General features: G+C 65.4%; 17 protein-coding genes and 1 tRNA gene. 9 read left to right on the forward strand and 9 right to left on the reverse strand.

What is annotated here, in order from left to right; genetic code table 11:
- Window positions 1–12 precede the first annotated feature (12 nt).
- Window positions 13–471 carry a TIGR00725 family protein gene (locus ACEWFR_RS10935; protein WP_374061053.1) on the reverse strand — a complete coding sequence of 153 codons (459 nt, stop codon included), beginning with the start codon at window positions 469–471 and terminating at the stop codon, window positions 13–15.
- Window positions 472–720: 249 nt separating this feature from the next.
- Here ACEWFR_RS10935 and mdh point away from each other — a divergent pair, with 249 nt between their 5' ends.
- Window positions 721–1635 (forward strand): malate dehydrogenase, encoded by a 915-nt coding sequence (mdh, locus tag ACEWFR_RS10940; RefSeq protein WP_374061054.1) that lies wholly within the window; start codon window positions 721–723, stop codon window positions 1633–1635.
- Window positions 1636–1770: 135 nt separating this feature from the next.
- Here mdh and ACEWFR_RS10945 read toward each other — a convergent pair whose 3' ends face one another.
- On the reverse strand, window positions 1771–2016 hold the full coding sequence (locus tag ACEWFR_RS10945; RefSeq protein WP_374061055.1) for a ferredoxin: 246 nt from the start codon (window positions 2014–2016) through the stop codon (window positions 1771–1773).
- A 114-nt stretch (window positions 2017–2130) separates the two neighbouring features.
- On the opposite strand from ACEWFR_RS10945, the gene ACEWFR_RS10950 reads away from it, so the two are divergent.
- Window positions 2131–2922, forward strand: a complete 792-nt coding sequence (locus ACEWFR_RS10950) for a class I SAM-dependent methyltransferase (protein ID WP_374061056.1) — start codon at window positions 2131–2133, stop codon at window positions 2920–2922.
- Between the two features lie 99 nt (window positions 2923–3021).
- Entirely contained in the window at window positions 3022–4230 is a 1209-nt protein-coding gene (locus tag ACEWFR_RS10955; protein WP_374061057.1) for an anion permease, read from the forward strand.
- 188 nt (window positions 4231–4418) lie between these two features.
- Here ACEWFR_RS10955 and ACEWFR_RS10960 read toward each other — a convergent pair whose 3' ends face one another.
- Window positions 4419–4886, reverse strand: coding sequence for a universal stress protein (locus ACEWFR_RS10960; protein ID WP_374061058.1), 468 nt, complete (start codon window positions 4884–4886; stop codon window positions 4419–4421).
- 454 nt (window positions 4887–5340) lie between these two features.
- On the opposite strand from ACEWFR_RS10960, the gene ACEWFR_RS10965 reads away from it, so the two are divergent.
- The 3 genes from ACEWFR_RS10965 to ACEWFR_RS10975 all read left to right on the forward strand — a co-directional run bounded on the left by ACEWFR_RS10965 (window position 5341) and on the right by ACEWFR_RS10975 (window position 9718).
- On the forward strand, window positions 5341–7707 hold the full coding sequence (locus ACEWFR_RS10965; RefSeq protein ID WP_374061059.1) for an ATP-dependent DNA helicase: 2367 nt from the start codon (window positions 5341–5343) through the stop codon (window positions 7705–7707).
- Entirely contained in the window at window positions 7707–8213 is a 507-nt protein-coding gene (cgi121, locus tag ACEWFR_RS10970) for a KEOPS complex subunit Cgi121 (RefSeq protein ID WP_374061060.1), read from the forward strand. The genes ACEWFR_RS10965 and cgi121 overlap by 1 nt, the downstream gene beginning before the upstream one ends.
- 125 nt (window positions 8214–8338) lie before the next feature.
- The gene (locus ACEWFR_RS10975; RefSeq protein ID WP_374061061.1) at window positions 8339–9718 is read left to right on the forward strand and encodes an NADH:flavin oxidoreductase; all 1380 of its coding nucleotides are present in this window, start codon (window positions 8339–8341) and stop codon (window positions 9716–9718) included.
- A 4-nt stretch (window positions 9719–9722) separates the two neighbouring features.
- On the opposite strand, the gene ACEWFR_RS10980 is transcribed toward ACEWFR_RS10975, so the two are convergent.
- From ACEWFR_RS10980 to ACEWFR_RS10990, 3 genes are all read right to left on the reverse strand, one after another.
- Window positions 9723–10400 carry a rhodanese-like domain-containing protein gene (locus tag ACEWFR_RS10980; RefSeq protein ID WP_374061062.1) on the reverse strand — a complete coding sequence of 226 codons (678 nt, stop codon included), beginning with the start codon at window positions 10398–10400 and terminating at the stop codon, window positions 9723–9725.
- A gap of 129 nt (window positions 10401–10529) precedes the next feature.
- Window positions 10530–10602, reverse strand: a tRNA-Gln gene (locus ACEWFR_RS10985).
- 201 nt (window positions 10603–10803) lie between these two features.
- Window positions 10804–11601 carry a homing endonuclease associated repeat-containing protein gene (locus ACEWFR_RS10990; protein WP_374061063.1) on the reverse strand — a complete coding sequence of 266 codons (798 nt, stop codon included), beginning with the start codon at window positions 11599–11601 and terminating at the stop codon, window positions 10804–10806.
- Between the two features lie 121 nt (window positions 11602–11722).
- On the opposite strand from ACEWFR_RS10990, the gene ACEWFR_RS10995 reads away from it, so the two are divergent.
- The 3 genes from ACEWFR_RS10995 to cysE all read left to right on the forward strand — a co-directional run bounded on the left by ACEWFR_RS10995 (window position 11723) and on the right by cysE (window position 14049).
- Window positions 11723–12313 carry an IMP cyclohydrolase gene (locus tag ACEWFR_RS10995; protein WP_374061064.1) on the forward strand — a complete coding sequence of 197 codons (591 nt, stop codon included), beginning with the start codon at window positions 11723–11725 and terminating at the stop codon, window positions 12311–12313.
- A 362-nt stretch (window positions 12314–12675) separates the two neighbouring features.
- Window positions 12676–13344, forward strand: a complete 669-nt coding sequence (locus ACEWFR_RS11000; RefSeq protein ID WP_374061065.1) for a metallophosphoesterase — start codon at window positions 12676–12678, stop codon at window positions 13342–13344.
- A 195-nt stretch (window positions 13345–13539) separates the two neighbouring features.
- Window positions 13540–14049, forward strand: coding sequence for a serine O-acetyltransferase (gene cysE / locus ACEWFR_RS11005; protein ID WP_374061066.1), 510 nt, complete (start codon window positions 13540–13542; stop codon window positions 14047–14049).
- Between the two features lie 166 nt (window positions 14050–14215).
- On the opposite strand, the gene ACEWFR_RS11010 is transcribed toward cysE, so the two are convergent.
- From ACEWFR_RS11010 to ACEWFR_RS11020, 3 genes are all read right to left on the reverse strand, one after another.
- Entirely contained in the window at window positions 14216–15610 is a 1395-nt protein-coding gene (locus ACEWFR_RS11010) for a phosphoglucomutase/phosphomannomutase family protein (protein ID WP_374061067.1), read from the reverse strand.
- A gap of 90 nt (window positions 15611–15700) precedes the next feature.
- Window positions 15701–16630 (reverse strand): hypothetical protein, encoded by a 930-nt coding sequence (locus ACEWFR_RS11015; RefSeq protein WP_374061068.1) that lies wholly within the window; start codon window positions 16628–16630, stop codon window positions 15701–15703.
- Window positions 16631–16794: 164 nt separating this feature from the next.
- Window positions 16795–17043 carry a GIY-YIG nuclease family protein gene (locus tag ACEWFR_RS11020; protein ID WP_374061069.1) on the reverse strand — a complete coding sequence of 83 codons (249 nt, stop codon included), beginning with the start codon at window positions 17041–17043 and terminating at the stop codon, window positions 16795–16797.
- Window position 17044 lies beyond the last annotated feature (1 nt).

Raw genomic sequence — 17044 nt, forward strand, 5'->3', positions numbered from 1 at the left:
CGACGGGTTCAGTCACCGCTCGAGGGCGGATTCGACCGCATCGACGGCCGCTTCCGGCGACTCGACCGTCTCGAAAGCCATCCCGAAATCCGAGACGTCGTGCGTCTCGAGGCCGATAACGGGGCGGTCGTAGATACCGGCGAAGCCGATCTCCGAAAGCGTGCCGACGCCGCCAGCGAGCGCGATTACTGCGTCGCCGTTCAGCGGGACGAGGGCGTTTCTGGCATGGCCAAGCCCGGTGGCGATCGGGTGATCGACGTAGTCGTTGGCGTGGCCGCGGCACTCGCCGGGAAGGATCCCGATCGTCGTGCCGTCCGCGGCGTTCGCGCCGCGACAGACCGCTTCCATCGTGCCGCCGCGGCCGCCACAGACCACCGTATGGCCGCGGGCAGCGAGTTCGTGTCCGACCGCTTCCGCCCGAGCCGCCTGTTCGTCCGTGATCGTTCCGCCGCCGATGACGCTGACGCGCATGGGTGCGTTCCGCGAGCGACGGGCATGATCGGTTCGGTCTCGAGGCGACCGTGGCTCGCGGGAACGCGACGGCGATCGGGAAATGTTCAGAGGACAGCACGGTGGTTCGCGCCGGCCTAGTCGGCTCGATCGTCGGTAACTGCGGGACGATCAGGCGCGACGACAGCCGTCGATATCTACAGCAGCAGCACTGTTCGAACGCCATCGTCCGACGGATTTAACGTGTGGGATGGGGAAGCAATACGTGGTATGACGAAAGTTAGCGTGGTCGGCGCGGCCGGGACGGTCGGGGCCGCCGCAGGCTACAACATCGCGCTTCGAGACGTTGCGGACGAGCTCGTCTTCGTCGACATTCCGGACAAGGAAGACGACACGATCGGACAGGCCGCGGACGCCAATCACGGCGCGGCCTACGACTCGAACACGACGATCCGACAGGGCGACTACGAGGACACTGCCGGCTCGGACGTCGTCGTCATCACGGCGGGCATCCCGCGACAGCCGGGCCAGACGCGGATCGACCTCGCAGGCGACAACGCGCCCATCATGGAGGATATCGGCTCCTCGCTGGCCGAACACAACGACGACTTCATCACCGTCACCACCTCCAACCCCGTCGACTTGCTCAATCGGCACCTCTACGAGACGGGCGAGCGCGCCCGCGAGAAGGTAATCGGCTTCGGCGGTCGGCTCGACTCCGCTCGGTTCCGGTATGTGATCTCTCAGCGCTTCGACGCGCCCGTCCAGAACGTCGAAGCGACGATCCTCGGCGAGCACGGCGACGCGCAGGTCCCCGTCTTCTCGAAGGTCCGCGTCGACGGCCGAGACCTCGAGTTCGACGAGGACGAGAAAGCGGAGCTGCTCGAGGAGCTCCAAGCCTCGGCGATGAACGTCATCGAGAAGAAGGGCGCAACCGAGTGGGGCCCGGCGACCGGCGTCGGCCACATGGTCGAGGCCATCCTGCGCGACACCGGCGAGGTGCTCCCCGGCAGCGTCGCGCTCGAGGGCGAGTACGGCCACGAGGACACCGCCTTCGGCGTCCCCGTCAAACTCGGCTCCGACGGCGTCGAGGAGATCGTCGAGTGGGACCTGACCGAGTACGAGCGCAACCAGCTCGGCGAGGCCGCCGAGAAGCTCTCGGAGCAGTACGATAAGATTTCGTAAGCGACGGTCGTTCCCGATCGACTTTTTTCGCGTCCGCTGCTCGAGCCGGCGTCATACGGGTTGCTGTCACTGTGTCCCGGTGCACCCGCATAGCTGGTCACGGATGCGCCTGGAGATGACTGACAGGAGTCCGGCTCAGGGAATTAGCTGCTCGCCGTCGTCGTCGTAGATCGTGATCGCGTCGACGGGGCAGGACCGGGCGGCGAACTTCGCGTCGAGTTCGGCGTCGTCGGGGACTTCGCGGACGAAGGTCCCGTCCTCGACCTCCTCGCTGTCCGTAAGGATCGCCTTCCCCCTCGATTTGTCCTTCTCGAAGGCGTCCCACTCGGCAACGCACTGGAACATCCCGATACAGGTGTCCTCGTCGAACTCGACTTTCATGGGCGAGGGTTGGGCCGATCCCCGTAAATCGTTAGCGGTCGTCTACCGTGAGAGACGTTATACGGGACCAATTGTCAGCGGTGATTTACTATCCTCGGCTCCCTTGATTCGGGTATGAGCCAGGACCGGACCGGCTCGTCGGCAGCCGAGGAACGACGGCAGAGTGGGGCGGATCCGCTCGGCCGAGCGATGCTCGCTCACCACCGCGACACCCCGGGACAGTTGACCTATCGCGATGGGACGGAGCGACGGGACGGTAACGTCGCCGAGTTCTACTTCTCGAGTCCCGAGTCGTGGGACCGGGAGACGATCGACGCGCTCGAGCGCCTCGCCGACGCCGAGCCGGTCCTCGACGTGGGGTGTGGCGCAGGGAACCACCTCCTGTGGTGGGCCGATCGGGGCGTCGACGCGGTCGGCGTTGACGCGAGTCCAAATGCGGTCTTGGCCGCCCGCGAACGCGGCCTCGAGGACGTTCTCGTCGGCGACATGTTCGATCTGCCGGTGCCGACGAACGCGTTCGGGGCCGTCCACGTCGTCGGCACGCAGCTCGGCCTCGGCCGCTCGCTGGCCGGCATCCGCGAACTGCTCGTCGAGTTCACCCGCGTCACCGACGACGGCGGAGTCGCAGTCGTCGACAACTACGATCCGACGCGACTGGACGAGGACTGCTTCGGCTACCGACCCGACCCTCGCGAGGGCGTCGCTCACCGGTGTTTCCACCTCGAGTTCGAACGCGAGACGGACGACGGCGAGCCGCGCCGGGAGATTGGGCGGACGCTCCAGTTCCTGCTGTGCTCGCCCGCTCGGCTTCGGGAGGGGGCGACCGGAACGCCGTGGGACGTTTGCGGCGTGTCTCGAGACGACGAGGGGGCGCACTACAGAGCGGTGCTCGAAAAGACCGGCTGACGAGGCGGTCGACGGGACCGTGACGAACGTGCGGTCGACAGTACTGCCGAGGGAACGCTTTTCCACTCAGTCGTGGAACGACGGGGTACGGGAGACGAAATGGTCGCACTGTCCGGTGCTGTCCTCGTCGGGACCGCGATCGTCACCTGCCTGTTCATGGCGTGGGTGCTAGGAGCCAACAGTAACTCGCCGCCGTTCGCACCCGCGATCGGCGCGAACGCCATCTCGACGATGCGGGCGGCGTTCGTCATCGGCCTGCTCGCGGCCGCGGGGGCGCTCATGCAGGGCGGCAGCATCTCCGAGACCATCGGTGGGGATCTAATCGATGGCGTCACGATCACGCCGCTTGCGGCCACCGCCGGTCTGCTGACGGCGGCGTCGTTCATGGCGATCGGGATCTACACGCGGTATCCGATCCCCGCGGCGTTCGCGACGACGGGCGCGATGGTCGGCGTCGGCCTCTCGCTTGGCGGCGACCCGGCGATGGCCACCTACCGACGACTCGGGATCTTCTGGGCGCTGGTGCCAATCATGTCCGGCGGGCTGGCGTACGCGACGGCGACGGTCCTGCGACGCGACGACGTTCCCGAGACGGTCGGGGTCCCACTGTTAGCCGGCGTCGTCGGCGCGATCGTCGCCAACGTCCGCCTCGGGGTGATCCCCGATCCGACGGCCGATCAGGGCACTCTCGCGAGTTTCGTCGCTCGGCAGTTTGGCGGCGGGCCGACGCTCGCCGCCGGGATCGATCTCGGCACCGTCCTCATAACGATCGGTGCCGGGGCCCTGGCGTTCTACTGGGTTCGCGAACGCGTCCGCGTCTCCGTCGAAAACGGCATCCGCTCGTTCCTGCTCGTCCTCGGCGGCATCGTCGCCTTCTCCTCGGGCGGCTCGCAGGTCGGACTCGCGACCGGCCCGCTCGAGAACCTCTTTCGAGCCGAACTCGGCCTGCCGGGAAGCCTCCTGCTCGCGATCGGCGCGGTCGGCATCCTCGCGGGGGCCTGGATGGGCGCGCCGCGGCTGTTACAGGCGACCTCCCGGGAGTACGCTCAGCTCGGCGTGCGGCGGTCGATTGCGGCACTCGTGCCGGGCTTCATCATCGCCCAACTAGCGATCGCGCTCGGGATCCCCATCTCGCTGAACAACATCATCCTCTCGGGAGTCATCGGCGGCGGGCTGGCCGGCGGCTCAGCCGGCGTCTCGCGGCGCAAGATCGGCGTCACGATAACCTTCTGGCTGGTCACGCTCGGGAGTTCGGTCGTCGTCGGCTACGGACTCTATCAACTATTCGCGTGGGTCATCGAGAGCTGAGTCTCTGACGGGGTCGGTGACTCGAGGATCCACTGAACCCCATCTTTTTTCGAGACGGGCGAGCGGATCCGATTCCTCGCTCGAGAGGAGCCATTGACGGTCGCTGCGCGGTGCTCACTGCACGGCGGCCGCTCGACACTGGGTCGCACGACAGCCGTGCGATCGGTTGAGAACAGTTTCAGTCGGGGCTAGAGCACCGTCACCGGTCGCGCGGTGCGTTCGACCACCGTGGCGGCGATGCCGCGGCCGAGAAACCGCCTGAGAAACCCCGTCGATCCGCTTTGGGAGCCGTAGATGACGACGTGGTCGATTCCCTCCTCGGATGCGTACTGCGGGACGACGGTGCCGGGCCGTCCCTCGGTCGTCTCGATCCGAACGCGGTCCACCACCGCGGGATCGGTGGAATCGGTGACCGACTCGAGCACCTCCTCAGCGCTGGCCCGTGCCGCCGTCGTTCGTTCCTCGCTTCGCTCGAGGACGCCGCCCTCGCTGAGCGGCGCGTCCAGCGGGGTTACGACCGCGAGCAACGTGATCTCGGCGTCGGGGAACGTCTCGAGGGCGTAGGTGAGTGCCTCGTCTTCCCGCGGCCGGCCGAGCGTCGGGACGAGAACGTGAGTAGCGTCGGCCATGGAGTCGTCTTCGGTCGCTGGTCCCATCGGTCTATCGCCGTCAAACAATCGCTCACTCCGTTGTGTGAATGGAGCAGTAGGTTCTGATGGGGGTCAGTGAGAGAAAGTGTCTTGCTATCGTGGCAACAGGGAATCGCCACGCCCTCCCCAGCCGATTCACTCGTTCGCTAACTCACTCGTTCATCCACTGGAAGACGCTATGCGTCTTCCACGCCGTCACTCGCTCTGCTCGCGACGACCACGCACAGTGTCGTCAGCCGCCCTCGCGTGGCTCACGATTCCCTCCGGTCACCGTTCGCTTTCCGAGGTGCTCACTGTGTTCGCACCTCGCTAGCGCTCGGTCGGCGGACAGCGCGCGCCACCGCACGTCGGTTGCTCAGTCCGAAGTTCGACGTAGTTCTCCAGATCGAACGCTCGAGAAGCCACTCACCACAGTCGGCGAGACGATACTTTAAACCGCGGGACGCGCCAAGGACGGGTAATGAATATCGAGGAGCTGACGGGGCTCCCGGCCGGTGCCGTCGACCACTTCCGGAGCGATGGCATCGAGGAGCTCTACCCGCCACAGGCCGAGGCGGTCGAGGCGGGCGCGACCGACGGCGAGAACCTCGTGGCCGCGGTTCCCACCGCCAGCGGGAAGACGATGATCGCCGCGCTCTCGATGCTGTCGGCGGTCGAGCGCGGCGGGAAGGCGCTGTACATCGTCCCACTGCGAGCACTCGCCAGCGAGAAAAAAGAGGAGTTCGAAGCCTACGAGCGATTCGGCGTGACAACGGGTGTGACGACCGGCAACTACGAGAGCACCAGCGACTGGCTCTCGACGAAGGACATCATCGTCGCCACCAGCGAGAAAGTCGACTCACTCGTGCGAAACGGCGCAGACTGGCTCTCGGATCTGACCTGCGTCGTCAGCGACGAGGTCCACCTCATCGACGACCGGAATCGGGGGCCGACACTCGAGGTTACCCTCGCGAAGCTCCGAAAGCTCAATCCGCGCATGCAGGTCGTCGCGCTCTCGGCGACGGTCGGCAACGCCGACGAAATCGCCGACTGGCTCGACGCCGCGCTCGTGGACACCGACTGGCGGCCGATCGACCTCCAGATGGGCGTCCACTACGGCAACGCGCTGAACTTCGACGACGGCTCGACTCGTGAGGTGCCGGTCGAGGGCTCGGAGAAACAGGAGGCCGCACTCGTCCGCGACATCCTGCGGGAGGGGGGCTCCTCGCTCGTGTTCGTCAACTCCCGCCGGAATGCCGAGGCCGCCGCGAGACGGCTGGGCGGCGTTTCGAAGCACGAACTGACCGGCGAGGAACGGGATGAGCTGGCCGAACTGGCCGACGACATCCGCGACGACAGCGACACCGAGACCAGCAAGGACCTGGCCGAGGCCGTCGAACGCGGCTCGGCGTTTCACCACGCCGGCCTCTCGAGCACCCAGCGGAGTATCGTCGAAGACGCCTTTCGCGACCGGCTCCTGAAGGTGATCTCGGCGACGCCGACGCTCGCAGCAGGGGTCAACACGCCCGCTCGGCGGGTTATCGTCCGCGACTGGCGACGCTTCGATCCCAGCGCCGGCGGGATGGCACCCCTGGACGTCCTCGAGGTCCACCAGATGATGGGGCGTGCGGGTCGGCCGGGGCTCGACCCCTACGGCGAGGCCGTGTTGCTCGCCAAGAGCCACGAGGAAAGCGAGGAGCTGTTCGACCGCTACGTCTGGGCCGATCCCGAACCGGTGCGCTCGAAGTTGGCCGCGGAGCCGGCCCTGCGGACGCACGTCCTCGCGACCATCGCCTCCGGCTTCGCCCGAACGCGGGGTGGACTCCTCGAGTTCCTCGAGGCCACTCTCTACGCCAGCCAGTCAACCGAAGCCGGCCGGCTCGAGACGGTGACCGACACGGTGCTGGCGTATCTCGAGTCGAACGACTTTATCGAACGTGACGGTGGCGGTACCTCGGGCGAGGATGACAACGACGACGCAGCTGGCGCGTTCACCTCCGCGGCCGACCTCGCCGAGGAGAGTGGTCGGGACGAGTCGCTCGAGGCCACCAGCCTTGGCCACACCGTCTCCCGGCTCTACCTGGATCCGATGAGCGCCGCGACGATCGTCCACGGGCTCGAGCGGGCGAACGAGCGCCCGACCGCGCTTGGACTCTACCAGCTCGTTTCGCGGACGCCGGACATGTACGAGCTCTACCTCCGATCGGGCGAGGACGAGAAGTTCGGCGAACTCTACTACGAGCGCGAGGCCGAACTGCTGGGTGACGCCCCCAGCGAATTCGAGGAGGAGCGCTTCGAGGACTGGCTCTCCGCGCTCAAGACGGGGAAACTGCTCGAGGACTGGGCCGCGGAGACCGACGAAGAGCAGTTGACCGACCGGTACAAGATCGGCCCGGGCGACCTCCGCGGGAAGGTCGACACCGCCGAGTGGCTGCTCGGTGCGGCCGAGTCGCTCGCCGCGGAGATCGACAGCGAGTGGACAGTCGCCGTCCGCGAGGCCCGTGCCCGCGTCGAACACGGCGTCGGCGAAGAATTACTCGAACTCGTCGGGGTCGGTGGCGTCGGCCGGAAGCGCGCTCGACGGCTCTACGACGCGGGAATCGAGGAGCCCGCGGACCTGCGGACCGCGGACAAAGGCGTCGTTCTCCGCGTACTCAAGGGGAAGAAGACGGCCGAGACCATCCTCGAGAACGCCGGCCGAGAGGATCCCTCGATGGACGGCATCGAGCCCGCCGAGTCGGGAGGTGGAGCGCCAATCGGCGACTCGAGTCGCGACGCGGACAGCGACGCGACGACGGCAGAGTCGACGGATCCGGACGACAGTCAGGCGAGCCTGGGTGATTTCTGATGGAGCTACTCGAGTGCCGACTCGCGATTGACGATCTGGACTCGTTTGTAACCGAAATCGGCGCGATCGGGGATCGCCACGGCGTGACGATCCAGGCGTTCGATTCGCGGTATATCGCCGATCGTCCCCACCTCGAGCGGGCCGTCAAGCTGGCCGACCGTGCCATCGAGCGCGGCGAGAACGTCGCCCGTGATCGCGCCGTCGAGATCCTGCTGTACGCCGCCGGCCGGCGACAGATCGATCGGGCGCTCGAGATGGGCGTCAGCGAAGGGGACAATCGGGCAGTCGTCCTCGTCGATGGCGACGCCGCCGACGCGGAAGCGGCCACGCTCGAGGCTCTCGAAGAACTGAACGCGTTCATCGAACGGGAGCCGACGCTCAAGTCGCGAGACGAGGAGACGCTCTGTGAGTTCTTCGGAATCACTGACGCCGAACGCGGGGCCACCGACGCGCCGCTGTCGGCGCTGGTTGGCGAACGTGTCGCCCTGCTCGAAGTCGAGAAGTGAACCGACGAAAGACGAGGCGGCAAAAGGCGAGGCGACGAAAGATGAGCCGGTGACCGGCCGTCAGACGGGAGTCGACGGGTGATAGTCGACGCCACGCTCTTGTGCGATCCGCTGGACGTCTAGCTATGGCCACCCTCGAGGACCCCATCGAGATCGGCGATCTCACGATCCCCAACCGGCTCTACCGCGCGCCGCTGCTCGAGTGTGCGGGCAACGGCCCCGATGCGGTCGAGGCGTTGATCGACGACCTCGAGCCCGCGGCGGCATCGGGCGTCGGACTCATCTGTCAGGGCGCGACGATCGTCCGCGGCGAGGGCGGCTGTGCCGCGCCGGGGATGACCCGCGTCCACGACGCTGAGTTCGTCGAGGGACTGTCGCGACTGACCGATCGGATCCACGACCACGGGAGCCGAATCTTCATCCAGCTCGAGCACGGCGGGCTCCGAAGTATGGAGACCTGGCACGCCGAGTATCGCCGGGAACATCCCGACCTCGAACAACTCGCCGTCTCGGAACCGCCGTGGCAGTTGCAGCTGCTCGATCGGCTGGGATTCCTCGAGTACGATCCGCACGTCCTCACGACTGGCGAGGTGTACGACCTCGCGGCGGATTTCGGCCGCGCGGCCGCTCGAGCCGTCGACGCCGGCTACGACGGGATTCACCTCGCCGGCGCGAACATGGGGATCGTCCAGCAGTTTTGCTCGCCCTTCTACAACCGACGGGACGACGAGTTCGGCGGCTCGCCCGAGGCCCGCCTCGAGTTTTTCGCACGCGTTCACGACGAGATCCGCGAACGAGCGGGGGACATCCCCCTGATAACGAAGGTGCCGGCCGAGACGCCCGCGCCGCCGTCGCCGCTCGTTCGGCGGAAACTCTCGCTCGCAGACGGGGTCGAAATCGCCCGCCGACTCGAGCGGATCGGCTATGACGCGGTCGTCCCGGTCCAGACATCGGTCGTCTGGGACATGAGCATCGTCCGCGGGGAGTACCCCGAGCGGGCGTGGGCCAACGAGGCGCTTCGCGAGGAGTACGACGCGGCCTTCGGCGGGTCAGGACGACGGCGACTCGTCGCCCTGGCGAACCGCGTGCAGTCGCTCCAGTACGATTTCGAACCCGCGTGGAACGAGGACTTCTGTCGACGCGTGCGCGAGCAACTGTCGATTCCCGTGCTCGCAGAGGGCGGGATCCGCGAGCGGGGCGAGATTGATCGGTTGCTCGGCTCGATCGAGCAGAGCGGAGCAGAAGGCACAGACGCCAACGACGCAACACCCGCCTGTGACATGGTCGGCATGGCACGCCCCTTCTACGCCGAACCTCGGTTAGGGGCGCGGCTGCTCGAGGGCGAATCGGAAGCAGAAGACGAAGCGCACGTTCTCTGTAAGAGCTGCAACAATTGTACGGTACCGCAGGTGACCGGCGCACCGGGGATCTGCCGGACGCCCGATGTCGTTCGGAAGCGGGGCGAACTCGAGCAGGAAGGTGCCTACGAGCGAAACGAGGCGTAGCGACTCAGATCGTGACGGTCTCGCTCGTCAGTTCCTCGAGCGTTCCCTCGGTCGTGTAGTTCGGCGCTTCGACTCTAAACCGGGAATCAGTCGAGCCCGCGTAGTAGAGCTGTAGCGTATACGAGCCGTCGTCCTCAATCGGTGCCAATTCGCGTCGGTCCTCGGTAACTTGTTCGAGGGAGACCATCTGATCGGCGTATCGGGAGTCGGTCGTACCGCTAATTTCGTATCGCTGGCGCTGAGCTTGGACGTTGGAACCGGCAACCGGATACTCGTTGTTCACCCAGCCGTCGAGTCCTTCATCGATCGCGTACGTGTCTTCGTACCCCGCATCGATCAGCGCGGCGGCGCGCTGGGAGGAGAGATGGTGCGGGCAGCGACAGTAGGTAACGATCTGCGTGTCAGTCGACCACTCTTCGACGGGGTCATTAGCGGTCCCGTTCGGTGCAGGCGAAAAGACGGCATCCGCGATCCGGAGTGCTTCGTACTGGGCGCGCCCACGCGAGTCGACGATCCGTGCCTCGTCGTCTTCGTACCACTCGTATACGTCCTTAACCGGTGCGAGCGGAACATCGATACCATTGACAGTGTTCGTCGCATACCCATCACCGCCACCGAGACAACCAGCCACTCCGCCGATTGCTGCTGTCCCGCCAACAGCGAGGAACGTCCGTCGATTCATACTGGATGGATAGCGAGGACAGAGAGATATGGCTTCTGGTGACGTAGCAGTTACCGCGAGACCCCTTCGTTTCAACTGGAGATCAAGGGACGGGTGTATGAACGTGCTCGAGTTGAAACGGCAGAGAAGTAGTCCATGCTGGATTCGAACCAGCGTCCCGAGCCCCAGAAGCTCGGAGGATTGGCCGCTACCCTAATGGACTTGACATGAATTCGTCGGCTCGATTACCGACGACGTACCAGTTTGTAATTCGCGTTCGTATTAGAGTGTTACGAACTCGAGTGCGAATCGGATCGTCGGAGAATTTCAAACTGAGGGGGCTTCCCGATTGGTATTATAGAGCCACTGAAACGATTCACACACTGATCGGACAGCTGTCGTTCGATCAGACGTGCAATGACTTTCAGTGGCTACTATAGCTCATCGGAGGCTCGTAATGCTCCGTTCGATGGCAGTTGGCACAGAGGACACAACACCGGTCAATTTCGGTCTGAATCCGTTCTTTCGATTGCCCATTCGCGACGAGTTTTGAAACAGTAGCCTGCTTTTCGTCACCGGAATGATGGAAATCTAGACAGGCAGGATCCGACTCTGCGCATCGATCGCATCCGACGTCACGCTTCTGATCGTGGACCCATCGCCGGCGTTCCTGTTTCGGTAGCGTATAATGAAGTTTCCGGTGGCAATTAGCACACAATACGTCACACTTCTCGATTTCGTCACGAAGCGCGTCTTTGCCGTAGCCAAAGGTAATCATCCGTCCGACCGCCATTTGTTTCGCTGTTTCGTCGATATGATGAAAGTCCAGACACGCGACAGTATCGACGCCACACTGAGAGCAGCCGCGTTCTCGTTTTTGATCATTGACCCAAGAACGGAGTCGAGAGCGACGGTGTAAGGTCCGCTCCCTATTCCACTCGGTATTACGGTAGTGCCATCCCTGATCGACGGAAAGTTCCTCCCACGACATTCCTGCAGGCAAATCGACATCATCAGGTTTTGAACCGACTCGAGGCCCTCTCGAATACGAGGTTTCTAACCCGGCTAGCTCTTTCGCGTCGTTCCAGCCTCCACACGTCCGAATAATCGTCGCAGAAGCCGGCGTCAACCCCAACTCCTCGTATTGCGCCTTCGTCGGCGACTCACCGAGCTGTTCTGCGGCCCGCTGCAGCGCCTCGAGACACTCCTCCTCCGTCGTCACACTACCGTTCGCCGCCCGTTCGTATATGAAATCTCACGTCCGATCCGACTCGGTGCCGGCGAAGACGGGTGCTCGAGCGCGAACCGACATCCCTTTTCCCTTCTCTCGCGCACGCTCGAGTATGTACGTCGGACGATTCGTCGTCGTCGGTCCCGAAGTCGGCGCGTACCGCGTCTCGTCGCGGTCGTTCCCGAACCGAGAGATAACTGCTCGAGACGAGGCGCTCACCGTCGGTCCCACCGAGGACGCCCCGGAAACGGACAACCCGTACGTCTCGTACAACTGTCTTCGGGTAGTCGAGACGCCGACGGGCGAGACGGCCGCCTTCGGCAACGGTTCGCACGTCGATCCGATCGCGGAGAAACTCGAGGTGGGCTATCCCGCCCGCGACGCGCTGGCGGAGAGCCTGCTGGCGCTGGACTACGAGAAGGACGACTACGACACGCCTCGAATCGCGGCGACGATCGGTAGCGACGGCGAGGCGCTGATCGGGACGGTTCGAAAAGACGCGCTGCTCGTCGAGACCGTCGACGAGCCGACGCTGGTTGCGACCTACGAGAAGAATAGCCCTGAACCGATCGATCTCGAGGCGGGGAACGCCGAGGCGGCCGCGAGCGAGGTCTACAGCCTCGAGTTCGAACACGCGGTCTGTGCGGCCGGTGTGGCTCGGACCGAAGACGGGTTCGAGACGGCGATCGAGAACGGCGACTGATTGACGCGGAACTGCTCGAGGGTCGATTTTGGTGGTTCAATAGACGTGTGAAGGGAGCAATGGGTTCTGCTGGGAATTGGGTGAGACGGAGCGTCCTGCTATCGTGGCAACAGGGAATGGCCACACCCTCCCTAGCCGATTCGCTCGTTCGCTCTGCTCACTCGCTCATCCCTCGCGCAATATCGTCGGCCGCCCTCGCTAGCACTCGGTCGGCCGACAGCGCGCGCCACCGCATACCGAGAGGTCGGTCTGGAGCGATACGTTGCTTCCCTCCATCGAACAGTTTCTGCGTCCCCTCCCGGTACGACCCGGGAACGACTCCCGGCCAACCTACAAACACCTCGCGACTGTTATGTCCGAGCATGAAGGTCGGACTCATCTCGGACGTCCACGGCAACCGGGTCGCACTGGAGGCCGTCCTCGAGGATATGCCTCCGGTCGACCACCTCCTCTGTGCCGGCGACGTGGTCGGCTACAATCCCTGGCCCGCCGACTGCGTCGACGAGTTGCGAGCGCGGGACGTGCCGACGGTGATGGGAAATCACGACGCCGCCGTCGCCGGGGATGCACCCTTTCGGTTCAACGGGATGGCCCGTGCAGGCGTCGAATACGCCAAACGGGAGCTGTCGGACGATCAGCTCGAGTGGCTCACCGATCTTCCGGACGAACGCCTCGCATGCGACGGGCGAGTGAAACTCGTCCACGGACATCCGGACGATCCCGACCGGTACACACGGTACACGTATCCGAGGGACTTCTCGCCGCGACTGCTCGGCGACGAGGATGTCCTGGTGCTCGGCCACACCCACGTGCAGGGCGTCGAACGGTTCGCGGAGGGAATCGTCGTCAATCCCGGCAGCGTCGGCCAGCCCCGCGACGGCGATCCGCGGGCGGGCTACGCGGTGCTCGATCTCGACGCGTTGACCGTCGAGACCCACCGCGTCGAGTACGACATCGATACGGTACAGGAGGCAGTCAACGAAGCCGGATTGCCCGATCGAATCGGAACGCGGCTGGCTCGCGGCGAGTGAGCCGGGAAGGGACGGAAACGAATCCTTTTACACTATCCCCACAGCTACGGTCGGATATGGTATTCACCGGCCCACCCGTGCGTACCGAGCGGAACCACCCTCGCGGCGCCGCGGGCCGGTGTTGTCGCTCACCCCGTCTAAGCGCAGTTCGACAGCGTCGTGTCGCGATCGCTCCGTCGGCTCTCGAGGTGAGCGATGTTCCGACGAATTCGTGAGGACGTTCGCGCGATGGCCACGCGCGACCCCGCCGCGACGGGCTACCTCGAGGTCCTGCTGTGTTATCCCGGGCTGCACGCCGTCTGGGCGCACCTACTGCTTCATCGGCTCTGGAACGCCGGTTTTCAACTCACTGCACGGCTGCTGTCCAACGTCGTCCGCCTGCTAACCGGCGTCGAACTCCACCCGGGTGCAGAGATCGGCCGGCGAGTCACGATCGATCACGGAATGGGCGTCGTCATCGGCGAGACCGCCGAGATCGGCGACGACGTTCACATGTACCACGGCGTCACGCTTGGTGGCGACACGAATGAACCGGTCAAGCGCCATCCGACGGTCGAGGAGGGCGCACAGCTCGGTGCCAACGCGACGCTCCTGGGGGACATCACGATCGGCGAGAACGCGGCCGTCGGCGCCGGCTCGGTCGTCACGAGCGACGTCGAGCCGGGCGCGACTGTCGTCGGCGTTCCCGCAGAGCGAGTCGACTAACGCGGACAAGCGGTGCAGCACCACAAAATACGTAGAACGGAGAGCTATGTCCCGCTACGGACCGATACACGCTGTGCAGTGACGAACACTGGCCCGCGGTGAACGGTATCAGAACGCTATCCGAGCGAGTCTCGCTGGCCGAGGTTCAGGGGCACCCAGCGGCGGCTCACACCAGCGGCGCGACCAGTTCCTCGCCGGCCTCGAGTAGTTCCTGGACCCGATCCTCGTCCGATGCCTCGGCGTAAACCCGCAGGACGGGTTCGGTCCCGCTGGGGCGGATCAACAGCCACGAGCCGTCGGCGAGTTGCAGTTTGAAGCCGTCGGCGGTGTTGACCCCCTCGACCGCCGTCCCCGCCACGTCGTCGGGAATCTCGGCCTCGAGGTCGGAGAGCACTCGCGCCTTCTCGTCGTCGGGACAGGCGACGCTGATCTTGTCCTGAACGACGGTCCCGTGTTCGGAGAGCAGCCGATCGACCCGCTCGTCCAACGGTTCCGCGGCGTGCATCGCACTCGCAAGCAGCGCCATGAGGACGCCATCCTTCTCGCGGACGTGCCCGCGGACGGTGAACCCGCCGGACTCCTCGCCCCCGACGAGGGCGTCGTGTTCGCCCATCGCCTCGGCGACCCACTTGAAGCCGACCGGGACCTCGTGGACGGTCTCGCCGTGGGCCTCCGCGACCTGGTCGATCAGGTAGGTCGTCGAGACGGTCCGGACGACCGAGCCCGACTCCGTCTCGAGCAGGTAGTCGTAGAGCGCGGCGAAAAACAGGTTCTCGTCGAGATAGCCGCGTTCGGGCGTGACAACGGCGATACGGTCGGCGTCGCCGTCGTTGGCGATCCCGAGGTCGACATCGCTTTCGTCGTCCGTCACGGCCGCGATCAGGTACCCAAGGTTCTCTGCGGCGGGTTCGGGCGAGCCACCGCCGAACTCGGGGTCGCGCTCGCAACGAGAGCGCTCGAGGGAGGCCCCGGCGCGCTCGAGCAGGGCGTCAGTCGTGTCGCGACCGCTGCCGTGCATCGCGTCGTAGGCGACGGTCAGCTCCGAGAGATCAGTGGTACCAGTGATCGACTCGACCAGCTCGAGGGCGGCGTCGGCGTGGGGTTCGGCGAAGTCGACCTCGCGTGCCGTCCCGTGTTCGTCATCGGGAAGCGCCTCGGGCTCAGCGAGTCGCTCCGCGATGGCGTCGGTGACGGCGGGCAGGGCCGGCGCGCCGTCCTCGGGAATGAACTTGACGCCGTTGTACTCCGGCGGATTGTGCGAGGCCGTAATGACCAACCCACCCGCAAGGTCGCGGTCGACGATCGCGTAGGCGACGAGCGGCGTCGGCCGATCCCGGTCGGCGAGCAACACGTCGAACCCGTTCGCACACAGCACTCGCGACAGCTCCTCGGCGAACCCGCGCGAGGTTTCTCGGGCGTCGTACCCGATCGCGACCGGCCCCGCTATCCCCTCGTCGGTTAGATAGGTGGCGACCGCCTGCCCCACCATCCGAACCCGCGGGGCCGTGAACTCCTCGAGCGTCGCCCGCCAGCCGTCGGTGCCGAAACTGATCGTCTCCATGGTGCGGTGGTCGACAGCCGGTGCGAAAAAAGCGACGGCACGGGTCGGCGAGTGTGACTCGCGATGACCGAAATCGAACGAGGGGACGGGTCAGGCGTCGACGTCGGCGAGGCGCTGTTCGAAGAGCCGTTCGCCGGTCTCCTCGCAGGTGACCGCGACGACCTCGTGTGACGTACAGCAGGATTCGACGACCTCCTCGCCCATCCGCACGTCGCCGCCGGACGGACAGGTCTCGAGGAACATCCGGAGGCCGTTGAGCACTTCGCCTCTCGTCTCGGGGGGGTAGGTAGCCCAGTCGGGAACCCACGGCTCGAGGGCGCGGCTCGCCGCGATATCGGCCAGCAAGGCGGCCCGCGAGGGCCAGCGACCCGCGGCACCGGACTGAGAGAGCAGCGACCAGGACTCGCCCCGTTCGCTGAGTTCGAACTCGTCGGGATCGGCGTCGAATCCGAACGCGTCGACGGCCGCCGCGGCGTCGATGCCCGACTCGTCGAGGGCGTCGATCTCGTCGAACCAATCCGCCTCGAAGTCGGCGGTGAGACAGAGGTCGTCCCGATCGTCACAGGGCTCGAGGATATCGTGCTCGAGGAACAGCGTCTCGAGATCGACGGGGGTCGGTTCCTCCTCGGGTGCAGTCGATTCGCCGGCGGTGGCGCCAGCGTCGTCGGTGTCGAGTGCCTCGGCCTCGTCGAAACTGGTCACGTCCCCGGTGTCGGCCGCAGGGTCGACGCCTCCGAGACCGCTGGCTACGTCCGGTTCGGGTTCCTTGCCGAACCAGCGCAGGACTTCGGGCGGGAGATATCGCTTGGTGAGTGCCGGCGTTCCGGGGACGAGATATCCCCGAAGGTAGATCAATGCCACCGAAATGCCGACGGCGAGGAGACCGCCGAGGCGGGATTTCCGCGCGATGACGGAGCCGAGTACCGCCGCGATGACCAGATTCAGGACGGTGCACGGTTCGCATCGGTTCTCACCGGTGTATTCGGGCTGTCTGAGATCGTCGACGACATCGATTTGCATCTCGAGAGAACGATTATTCTCTCGACACATCTATTTTTCGGATAGTGTGTTCGAGATAATAGGGGAGACGGGGATGCGCTCACGGCTTCGGGAGCACCAAAGCGTTGCCCGGCGACTGGAAGAGCAACGAACCGCTGGCTACCGACCGCGAGCGCGGCCGGTTCTCACTCGAGGCCGACGAGCCGTTCCTTCGCCGCGCGGCGCAGTTGCTTGATCTCGTACTCGCGGGACATCGCGGCCGACTTCGAGTCGAACCGCTCGTGGTATATGAGCTCAACCGGCGTTCGTCCGCGAGTGTACTTCGCTCCCTCGCCGGCATCGTGTTCGGCGACGCGGCGCTCGAGGTCGGTCGTGTAGCCGGTGTAGAGCGATCCGTCGGCACACTCGAGTACGTAGACGACGTGATCGGCCATC

The organism is Natrinema sp. H-ect4 (genome assembly GCF_041894845.1).
In the GTDB taxonomy this organism is placed as follows: domain Archaea; phylum Halobacteriota; class Halobacteria; order Halobacteriales; family Natrialbaceae; genus Natrinema.